The sequence below is a fragment of the Paenibacillus salivarius genome, assembly GCF_051307165.1.
In the GTDB taxonomy this organism is placed as follows: domain Bacteria; phylum Bacillota; class Bacilli; order Paenibacillales; family Paenibacillaceae; genus Fontibacillus.
The window spans coordinates 1-10,000 of record NZ_CP195592.1; the positions used below are offsets into that span (position 1 = coordinate 1).

Annotated in this window: 8 protein-coding genes (1 of these 8 cut by a window edge); 7 read left to right on the top strand and 1 reads right to left on the bottom strand. The window is 50.0% G+C overall.

Features of this window, described 5'->3' with window-relative positions:
* The 6 genes from dnaA (at nucleotide 1) to gyrB (ending at nucleotide 6,511) form a co-directional block, all read left to right on the top strand.
* Nucleotides 1-1,347, top strand: a complete 1,347-nt coding sequence (gene dnaA, locus ACSFXJ_RS00005; protein WP_435923219.1) for a chromosomal replication initiator protein DnaA — start codon at nucleotides 1-3, stop codon at nucleotides 1,345-1,347.
* Nucleotides 1,348-1,615: 268 nt separating this feature from the next.
* Nucleotides 1,616-2,758 (top strand): DNA polymerase III subunit beta, encoded by a 1,143-nt coding sequence (gene dnaN, locus ACSFXJ_RS00010; RefSeq protein WP_435923220.1) that lies wholly within the window; start codon nucleotides 1,616-1,618, stop codon nucleotides 2,756-2,758.
* 139 nt (nucleotides 2,759-2,897) lie between these two features.
* Nucleotides 2,898-3,119, top strand: a complete 222-nt coding sequence (gene yaaA / locus ACSFXJ_RS00015) for a S4 domain-containing protein YaaA (RefSeq protein WP_435923221.1) — start codon at nucleotides 2,898-2,900, stop codon at nucleotides 3,117-3,119.
* 65 nt (nucleotides 3,120-3,184) lie between these two features.
* Nucleotides 3,185-4,297 (top strand): DNA replication/repair protein RecF, encoded by a 1,113-nt coding sequence (gene recF / locus ACSFXJ_RS00020; protein WP_435923222.1) that lies wholly within the window; start codon nucleotides 3,185-3,187, stop codon nucleotides 4,295-4,297.
* A gap of 15 nt (nucleotides 4,298-4,312) precedes the next feature.
* Nucleotides 4,313-4,561, top strand: a complete 249-nt coding sequence (gene remB, locus ACSFXJ_RS00025; protein WP_435923223.1) for an extracellular matrix regulator RemB — start codon at nucleotides 4,313-4,315, stop codon at nucleotides 4,559-4,561.
* 45 nt (nucleotides 4,562-4,606) lie between these two features.
* Nucleotides 4,607-6,511: a DNA topoisomerase (ATP-hydrolyzing) subunit B gene (gene gyrB, locus ACSFXJ_RS00030; protein WP_435923224.1), complete on the top strand. Its 1,905-nt coding sequence runs from the start codon at nucleotides 4,607-4,609 to the stop codon at nucleotides 6,509-6,511.
* Nucleotides 6,512-6,675: 164 nt separating this feature from the next.
* Here gyrB and ACSFXJ_RS00035 read toward each other — a convergent pair whose 3' ends face one another.
* A complete protein-coding gene (locus ACSFXJ_RS00035) occupies nucleotides 6,676-7,452 on the bottom strand; it encodes a YheC/YheD family protein (protein WP_435923225.1) in 777 nt (258 codons plus the stop codon).
* 357 nt (nucleotides 7,453-7,809) lie between these two features.
* On the opposite strand from ACSFXJ_RS00035, the gene gyrA reads away from it, so the two are divergent.
* Nucleotides 7,810-10,000: the 5' portion of a DNA gyrase subunit A gene (gene gyrA, locus ACSFXJ_RS00040; RefSeq protein WP_435923226.1), read on the top strand. 341 nt of this gene lie beyond the right edge of the window; the window shows 2,191 of its 2,532 coding nt (coding positions 1-2,191); its start codon is at nucleotides 7,810-7,812; its stop codon lies beyond the right edge, outside the window.

Genomic DNA, 10,000 nt, shown 5'->3' on the forward strand with positions numbered 1-10,000 from the left:
GTGGATAGCCATACCTCCGATATATGGCAGCACATTCTATCCATTATCAAAACCAAACTCAGCAAGCCGAGCTTCGATACATGGTTCAAAGCAACCAAAATTGTCTCTCTGAACGATCGCCAGATCGTGATTTCCGCCCCGACTACCTTTGCGGTGGAATGGCTGGAGAGCCGGTATACGAAGCTGGTGGCTACTACCGTATATGAATACCTGGGCAAGCAAGTGGACGTCTCTTTCGTCATCGAGGAATCCGCCGCTCCCGAGCAAACTCAAGTATACAAGGAACCGCCCGCACCCATCCAAGCGGAGGAAAGCGTTTCCAATATGTTGAACCCGAAATACACTTTCGATACCTTCGTCATCGGCTCCGGTAACCGATTTGCACATGCCGCATCCCTTGCCGTAGCGGAGGCGCCCGCCAGAGCATACAACCCGTTGTTTTTGTACGGAGGCGTGGGACTCGGAAAAACGCATTTGATGCATGCGATCGGCCACTACATTTTGGAACACAGCCCCAGCAGCAAAGTCGTCTACATTTCTTCCGAGAAATTCACGAACGAATTTATCAACTCGATCCGCGATAACCGTGCCGAGAGCTTCCGCAACAAATACCGGAACGTCGATATTCTGTTGATTGACGATATTCAGTTTATCGCCGGCAAGGAATCCACTCAGGAGGAATTTTTCCATACTTTTAACGCGCTGCACGAGGAACGGAAACAAATCATCATATCCAGTGACCGTCCGCCCAAAGAAATTCCGACCTTGGAGGAACGGCTCAGATCCCGGTTCGAATGGGGTTTGATCACGGATATTCAGCCGCCGGACCTGGAAACCCGGATCGCCATCCTTCGCAAAAAGGCCAAGGCGGAAAACCTGGACATCCCGAACGAAGCGATGATGTATATTGCAAATCAAATCGATACGAACATCCGGGAGCTGGAGGGCGCGCTGATCCGCGTCGTCGCCTACTCCTCCCTGATTAACCAGGATATCACGACGCATCTGGCCGCCGAGGCTTTGAAGGACATCATTCCGTCGAGCCGGCCGAAGATGATTACGATCCAGGACATTCAGCAAAAGGTCGGGGAATATTATAATTTGAGGCTTGAGGATTTCAAGGCGCGCAAAAGGACGAAGGCCATCGCCTTCCCCCGCCAAATCGCCATGTATTTATCTCGGGAACTGACGGATTTTTCGCTGCCTAAAATCGGGGATGCTTTCGGAGGGCGAGATCATACGACGGTCATTCACGCTCATGAAAAAATAACCCAGCAGCTCAAGACTGACCAGGATCTCTATAAAGTTATCAACAACATCACCGAGAAAATTAAAAACTTAACCTGAATAAGCTATAAGCCTATGCACATGATATTCACATGTGGATAGGCTTCATTTCATATAATCCGGCCCGTTATCCACATATTCAGGGCCCCTACTACTTCTTCTACTAATTATTTAAAGATATACATCATCTCAGCAATCGCGGCTTTGCCGCTTTCAGAATTCCGAAAAAGGAGTTTAAGCGAGGTAAGAAAGCGAAGCTGGTGCGCTATGAAATTAAGCTTATGCTTATGAAATCATTTTTATGACAAAACTTTTAGGAGTTGAATTTATGAAAATCCGTGTGTTGAAGGATGAACTGAACGAATCGATCCAATACGTATCCAAGGCGATTTCCAGCCGAACGACGATTCCGATTTTGACGGGGATCAAGCTCGAGGTTAATTTTCAGGGAATGACGCTGACCGCGAGCGACACTGATATTTCGATCCAGGCCTTTATTCCGGCTGAAGATCATGATAAACAGATTATGCATATCGAACGGACGGGAAGCGTCGTGCTGCCTGCCAAGTTTTTCGTCGAAATTATCAAAAAGCTCCCTTCCTCGGACATTGAGATGGAAGTGCTTGAAGGATTCAAAACCCAAATTCGTTCCGGCGCGACGGATATTCAGATGGTCGGCTTGGATCCGGAAGAATTTCCCGTTCTGCCGAGCATTGAAGAGGATCAAGTCATTTCCATTCCCGGCGATCTGTTGAAAACGATGATCAAACAAACGGTGTTCTCCATTTCCACCAACGAAAGCTCACCGGTTCTGACGGGAGTTTTGTGGAATTTGAGCGACAATCAGTTCAAGTTCGTGGCCACCGACCGTCACCGTTTGGCAAGCCGTACGGCGGAGCTGGACGATGCCAACGACGTTCGTTTCAGCAATATCGTGATTTCCGGCAAAACGTTGAACGAACTGAGCAAAATCATCCCTGACCAAAACACACGGGTAGAGATCGTCGTTGCCGACAACCAGGTGCTGTTCAAAATCGACCGCGTCTTGTTCTACTCCCGGATTTTGGACGGGACTTATCCGGATACTTCCAAGATTATTCCGACAACCTACAAAACAGAACTGGTCCTGGATACAAAAAAACTAAGCGAATCGATCGACCGCGCCTATTTGCTGTCCCGCGAGGAAAAGACCAATATCGTTCGCTTGCAGACGATGGAAAACGGCACGATCGAAATATCGTCCAGTTCATCCGAACTCGGTAAGGTTACCGAGCAGCTGGAACTCGCTAATTTCACCGGGGATCCGCTGCGGATTTCGTTTAACTCCAAATATATGCTCGATGTCCTGAAGGTTGTGGAAAGCGAGCAGCTGCATATCGGCTTTACGGGAGCCATGAGCCCGATTATCGTCAAGCCGATGGATGACAGCCAAGGGCTATACCTCATCCTTCCATACCGCACAACAAACTAAAAAAGGTAACTCAAAAATTCAAACTTTGATCACGAAGAAAAGCTCTGCTTCATCCAACCTTCTCGGTGCTGAAAATTTGGATTTTTGACTCTTTATTTGGATTTCTGACCTTTAATTAAAGAGAGGTATTACGATCCCCATGAAAAATATTCAAATAACAAGCGAATATATCAAGCTCGATCAATTTTTGAAGCTGGCCGATTGCGTTTCTACCGGAGGAATGGCCAAAGCCTTGCTGCAAGAGGGGGCCGTTAAAGTAAACCGGGAGCCGGAGGACCGCCGCGGGCGGAAGCTCTATCCCGGGGATCAGATTGAAGTGGCGGACTGCGGCGTTTTTCAAGTGGTTCGCGGCGAGCAGTAGGAAGTTGAAGGCTTCTGAACCTGTAACGTAACATGCAGGGGGAGCTTTGGGAGGCCTGAGATCACGTGTTTGTCAAATCATTGTCGCTCACCAATTACCGCAATTACGGAAACCTGTCGCTGGATTCCTTCGGCAGCGTCAATTTGATGATCGGCCGCAATGCCCAGGGGAAGACGAATCTGCTGGAGGCTTTGCTGGTTCTGGCACTGACCAAATCGCACCGGACGTCGAAGGACAAAGAGCTGATTTCCTTTGGAGGGGATCACGCGACGGTCACCGCGGAGGTGGAGCGTAAGTACGGGACGGTCGGCCTGGAGCTGCGTTTTTCCCAGCAGGGCAAACGGGCAAAGCTGAACGGACTGGAACAGCGAAAGCTGAGCGATTTTATCGGGGCGTTGAATGCGGTGATGTTTGCCCCCGAGGATCTGGAAATCGTCAAGGGGACGCCGGGGGTCCGGCGCCGCTTCCTGGACATGGAAATCGGTCAAGTTCAGCCGAGCTACCTGTTTCACCTTCAGCAATATCAGAAAGTGCTGGTTCAGCGCAACAATTTGCTCAAACAGGCTTGGGGCTCCAGTTCGGACATCGGAACGATGCTCGAAATCTGGAATGAGCAGCTGGCGGAGCATGGTGTTAAAATTATCAGGAAAAGGAAACAATTTATAAGAAAACTGCAAAAATGGGCGCAGCACATTCACGAAGGCATTACCGGAGGCGGGGAAGACCTAAAATTATCCTACTTGCCGTCCTTCGGCCAGGCCGAAGAAGAAGATGAAGCTGTCTTATTGGAGCAATTTATGATAAAGTTATCACAAACGAAGGATCAGGAAATCCGCCGCGGAATGACCCTGTCCGGGCCACACCGTGACGACTTGGCTTTTCATATCAACGGAAATGAAGCGCAAAGCTTCGGCTCTCAAGGCCAACAGCGGACGACGGCGCTATCGCTGAAGCTGGCGGAAATCGAGCTCATTCACGAGGAAATCGGAGAATATCCGATACTGCTGCTTGACGATGTTTTGTCCGAGCTGGATCCATACCGCCAAACTCAATTGATCGAAACGTTTCAAAGCAAAGTGCAGACGTTCATCACGGCGACGGGGATTGAAAGTCTCAATGCCAGCCGTCTTCAGGACGCCAGCATTTTTCATGTTCAGGAAGGACAAGTCCATCGGTAGAAACGGAGGAAGACGATGTACATTCATTTGGGCGGGGAGAAGGTCATCCGATCTTCGGAGCTTGTGGCGATCTTTGATATTTCGATTGAGAAATCGTCCAAAATATCCAAGCAATTCGTCAGCCATGCCTTAAAAGAGAAGCAGATCATGCGGATCGGAGAGGAAGAGCCAAAGTCCATAGTCGTTACCAAAACCACCGTATATTATTCGCCGATATCCTCCGCTACGTTGAAGAAGAAGACGAACGTACAATCTATGGTGTAAACCGTTGATCATAGAATCTATAGAAGTAGGTGAAAGGCATTGTCTATGAACGAACAATCGTATGATGAGAGTCAGATACAGGTACTTGAAGGCCTTGAGGCGGTTCGTAAACGTCCGGGTATGTACATCGGTTCGACGAGCGTACGGGGCCTGCACCATTTGGTCTGGGAAGTCGTCGACAACAGTATTGACGAAGCCTTGGCGGGCTATGCAAACAAAATCGATGTGACCGTCCATAAGGATAACAGCGTGACCGTAGTCGATAACGGGCGCGGGATTCCGGTCGGGGAGCATCCGAAGTTGAAAAAATCCACCTTGGAAGTCGTTATGACCGTTCTTCATGCAGGCGGCAAATTCGGCGGCGGGGGATACAAAGTTTCCGGAGGTCTTCACGGGGTCGGCGTATCGGTCGTGAATGCACTTTCCGAAAAGGTGGTTGTGCAGGTAAGCCGGGACGGGCATGTCTATCAGCAGGAATATCATCGCGGCGCTCCTCAATACGATGTCAAGGTTGTGGGCGATACCGACCATACGGGGACCAAAACGACGTTCCATCCGGACCCGGAAATTTTTACGGAAACCACGGTCTATGATTACAACACATTGTTGACCCGGATTCGGGAGCTTGCCTTCCTGAACAAGGGCATCAATCTTTCCTTGACCGACGAACGTACCGGCGAATCCGACTCGTTCCATTACGAGGGCGGGATCAAGGAATACGTGAAATACTTGAATCAAAATAAAGAAGTGCTGCACGAGCAGCCGATTTATGTCGAAGGCTCCCGCGAGATGATCCAGGTGGAGATCGCGCTGCAGTACAACGACAGCTATACGGAAAATATTTTTTCGTTCGCCAATAACATCAACACGCATGAGGGCGGTACGCACGAATCGGGCTTCAAGAGTGCGTTGACGCGAATCATTAATGATTATGCGCGCAAAAACGGCATGATCAAGGATAATGATTCGAACTTGACCGGGGATGACGTGCGGGAAGGTTTGACCGCCATTATTTCCGTCAAAATTCCCGAGCCGCAGTTTGAAGGACAGACGAAAACCAAGCTCGGCAACAGCGAGGTGCGCGGAATCGTGGAATCCCTGTTTGCCGAAAAGCTTCAGGAATTCATGGAAGAGAATCCATCGGTTTCCCGGCGCGTTCTCGAAAAAGCGCTGCAAGCTTCCCGGGCGCGGGAAGCGGCCCGCAAGGCGCGCGAGCTGACCCGACGCAAGAGCGCGCTCGAAGTCAGCGCCCTGCCGGGTAAACTGGCGGACTGCTCCTCCAAGGACGCCTCCATCAGTGAGCTGTACATCGTCGAAGGTGACTCCGCGGGCGGATCGGCGAAGCAGGGGCGGGATCGTCATTTCCAAGCGATTTTGCCGCTGCGCGGTAAAATCCTGAACGTGGAAAAGGCCCGTCTGGACCGCATTCTCAGCAATGCGGAAATCCGGGCGATCATTACGGCGCTCGGCACAGGGATTGGCGAGGAATTCGATATTTCGAAGGCCCGTTATCACAAGGTAATTATCATGACCGATGCCGACGTCGACGGCGCGCATATCCGGACATTGCTTCTGACGTTCTTTTTCCGCTACATGCGCAAGATCATCGAAGCGGGCTATGTGTACATTGCCCAGCCGCCGCTGTTCAAAGTCGAGCGCAATAAAGTGATCCGCTATGCCGGGTCCGAACGAGAACGGGACGAAATCATCGCCTCGTTCGGCGAGAACGCCAAGGTCAACGTTCAGCGGTATAAAGGTCTCGGCGAGATGAATCCGGAGCAGTTGTGGGAAACGACCATGGATCCGGAAAGCCGGACCATGCAGCAGGTTTCGATTTCGGATGCCATTCAGGCGGACGCTATTTTCGATACGCTGATGGGAGACAATGTTGAACCGCGTCGTGAATTTATTCATGAGCATGCGAGAACCGTTAAAAATCTGGATATTTAATATCTTTCAAGAAACCTCGCCTTAGCGGCGGGGTTTTTTAGTATTGGCCAAAAAATATATGCATAAAGTATTCCACGTGAAACATTTTTCCTTGGATACTCGGTTTTAAATAAAGGAGGCGGTCTTTGGTTCCCTAAAATTCGGAATGAAAAGACCGCCCATTTTTATTTTTTCAACCGGCCGTACGCCACCGCATACTTACGAATTTTTTTGTAGATCTCTTTATTTTGCATTCTTTTAAACGGAAAAAGCGCCGGCAGCGTGTTCACCTCCAAAATCCAGATGCGGAAGTCTTCATCGATGGCGATATCGAGGCCGATTTCCTTAAGGCGCGGAAATTTGCGGGATAATTGGACGGCAGTGAGTATCCCGACTTGTTTCATTTCCCTATAGAGATTTGCGAATTGCTTGGAATCGAGATAAGGGCCGAGCAGTTCCTCGATCAGCATGACGCTTCCGCCCCCATGGTAGTTCGTGATAATTTTTTGTTGGGCGGCAACGCGTCCGATAAACCCGGTCGTTTCCCAAGTTCTGTTCGGTGTCTTTTGAACGAGCGCACGGATATCGAATTTACGCCGCCTGTAGGTTAGCAGCCGAATCCCTCTTTGGATCAGGTAAAAGCTTTTTCCGATTTTTTGGGACAAGGCGGCATGCAGTTCTTCCAACGTCGGATAAAGCTCGCTTTGAATTCCGAAACGGAGTTTGTATTGCTGCTGCGCGTCCTCCGATTCCAGGCTATCCTTCCAGGGCTCTATACTCATGACGCCGTTGCCGTAGGTTCCCCGGTCCGGTTTTACATAAACCAGGCCGTACTTGTCGACCATTTCCTTCAGATGCTCAAAAGTATATTTTTTCGTTTCGGGGATGTAGGGGCGCAATTGCTCCCTTTGATTCAGGATGATCGTTTTTTCCCATTTGCTCGCAATGCGTTGGATACTCAAACGGTAAACCTTCCTTTCCAAAATCCCGGCTGGATTTGCTTGAGGCATGAAAAACATAGGACAGAAGAGATAAACAATGGTATAATTATAAGATATGGGGATTTTCTAAGTTTTTTGAACCTTATCTAGAACAACCTCTGAAAATGCCTATATTCGTAGTGTATGAAGAGTGGAACAAATGGGAATGGACACATCCCCATTTTATGGGTGCCTATCTGAAATGGGACTTGAAGCCGACACGTTTAATCGTTCACGAAATGTGAAAGAATATAATGATTTAATCGTCGGCGGGTTGTTCTGCCCAAATACGATCCCATTTGCATAGGCGCTTGGATAGATTATTGAAGGAGGTCCAGCATGGCGGAAGAAAATATGTCGCAAATCATAGATCGGGACATTAATGTGGAAATGCGCGAATCCTTTATGGATTATGCGATGAGCATCATTGTCAGCCGTGCTTTGCCGGACGTAAGGGATGGGCTCAAGCCGGTTCACCGTCGTATTTTGTACGCGATGAACGAGCTAGGCATGCATCCCGACAAGCCGTTCAAGAAATCGGCGAGAATCGTCGGCGAAGTCATCGGTAAGTATCACCCTCACGGTGATTCTGCGGTTTATGAAACGATGGTGCGGATGGCTCAGGATTTTTCCATGCGTTATATGCTTGTCGAGGGTCATGGCAACTTCGGTTCGATTGACGGGGATTTTGCGGCGGCAATGCGATATACGGAGGCGCGCCTTTCCAAGATCGCCTTGGAGATGCTGCGTGATATCAATAAAGAAACTGTAGATTTTATGCCGAACTACGACGGAGAGGAACATGAACCGGTCGTGCTCCCGGCACGTTACCCGAATTTGCTGGTCAACGGGGTATCGGGGATTGCCGTAGGGATGGCAACAAATATTCCACCGCATAATCTGGGAGAAGTCATTGACGGGGTTCAGGCGCTGATCGCCAACCCGGATCTGGATTCCTTGGATTTGATGGATTATATCAAAGGCCCGGATTTTCCTACCGCCGGTTATATTATCGGACGGACGGGTATCCGCCAGGCTTATACAACGGGACGTGGATCCATTACGATGCGGGCTAAAACCCGGATCGAGGAGCATAATAACAAAGCCCGTATTATCGTGGATGAGATTCCTTACCAGGTCAACAAAGCGCGTTTGGTGGAAAAAATCGCCGAATTGGTTCGGGAAAAACGGGTTGACGGGATCACTGACTTGCGTGACGAGTCGGACCGTAACGGCATGCGGATCGTTATCGAACTTCGCCGCGACGTGAATCCGAACATCGTCTTAAATAATCTGTACAAGCATACGGCGCTGCAAAGCACTTTCGGAATCAATATGCTTGCGATTGTGAACAATGAGCCGAAGATTTTAACGCTCAAAGAGGTCCTCTCACATTATTTGCAGCACCAGGTCGAAGTTATTCGTCGGCGCACGGAATTCGAACTGAAAAAAGCGGAAGCTCGGGCTCATATTCTGGAAGGCTTGCGCATCGCTCTGGATCATCTCGATGAAGTCATCGCTTTGATTCGTGCTTCGCAAACGACGGATATCGCCAGAACCGGCTTGATGGAACGCTTCGGTCTCAGTCAGGAACAGGCCCAGGCGATTCTGGACATGCGTCTGCAACGTCTGACCGGTTTGGAACGCGAGAAGATTGAGGCCGAGTATCAGGAACTGATGCAAAGGATCGCGGAGTACCGTGAGATTTTGGCCAATGAATCGCTCGTCTTGCAAATCATCAGCGATGAGCTGCAGGAGATTCGCGACAGATATTCCGATGAGCGTCGTACCGAAATTTTGGTGGGCGAGGAAAGCATCCTGGACGAAGACTTGATTCCGCAAGAGGAGGTCGTTATTACGATCACCCATACCGGATATATCAAGCGTCTGCCGCTTACCACTTACCGCAGCCAAAAACGCGGGGGACGCGGCGTCGTCGGAATGGACACCAAGGACAACGACTTCGTGGAGCATCTATTCGTAACGAACTCGCACCACTACTTGATGTTCTTCACGGACCGCGGCAAGGCTTACCGTCTTAAGGCGTATGAAATTCCGGAGCTTGGCCGGACGGCACGGGGAACCCCGATCATCAACCTGATTCAGATCGAACAGGGCGAAACCGTCAATGCGGTCATTCCGGTCGAACGCTTCGATGAAGACAAGTATCTGTTCTTCGCTACCCGTTCCGGGGTCGTGAAGAAAACGCCGATCGAAGACTATATCAATATCCGTAAGGGCGGATTGATTGCCGTTCACCTCCGTGAAGACGACACATTGATTGATGTGAAGCTGACGGATGGGCATCAAGAAGTCATCATGGGTACGGCCCAAGGGATGTCGATCCGTTTCCCTGAAAGCGACGTGCGTTCGATGGGCAGAGCGGCTACCGGGGTTAAGGGCATTACCCTTGACGAGAACGACCAAGTCATCGGCATGGACGTCGTCGACCCTGAGCTGGACGTTCTGATCGTAACGACCAAAGGCTACGGCAAACGTACGCCGGTTTCGGAATACCGGATTCAGAGCC

Bases quoted from the DNA above. Each gene is read 5' to 3' on its own strand.
- dnaN (WP_435923220.1), top strand. From the start codon at position 1,616: ATGAAAATCCGTGTGTTGAAGGATGAACTGAACGAATCGATCCAATAC.
- yaaA (WP_435923221.1), top strand. From the start codon at position 2,898: ATGAAAAATATTCAAATAACAAGCGAATATATCAAGCTCGATCAATTT.
- remB (WP_435923223.1), top strand. From the start codon at position 4,313: ATGTACATTCATTTGGGCGGGGAGAAGGTCATCCGATCTTCGGAGCTT.
- gyrB (WP_435923224.1), top strand. From the start codon at position 4,607: ATGAACGAACAATCGTATGATGAGAGTCAGATACAGGTACTTGAAGGC.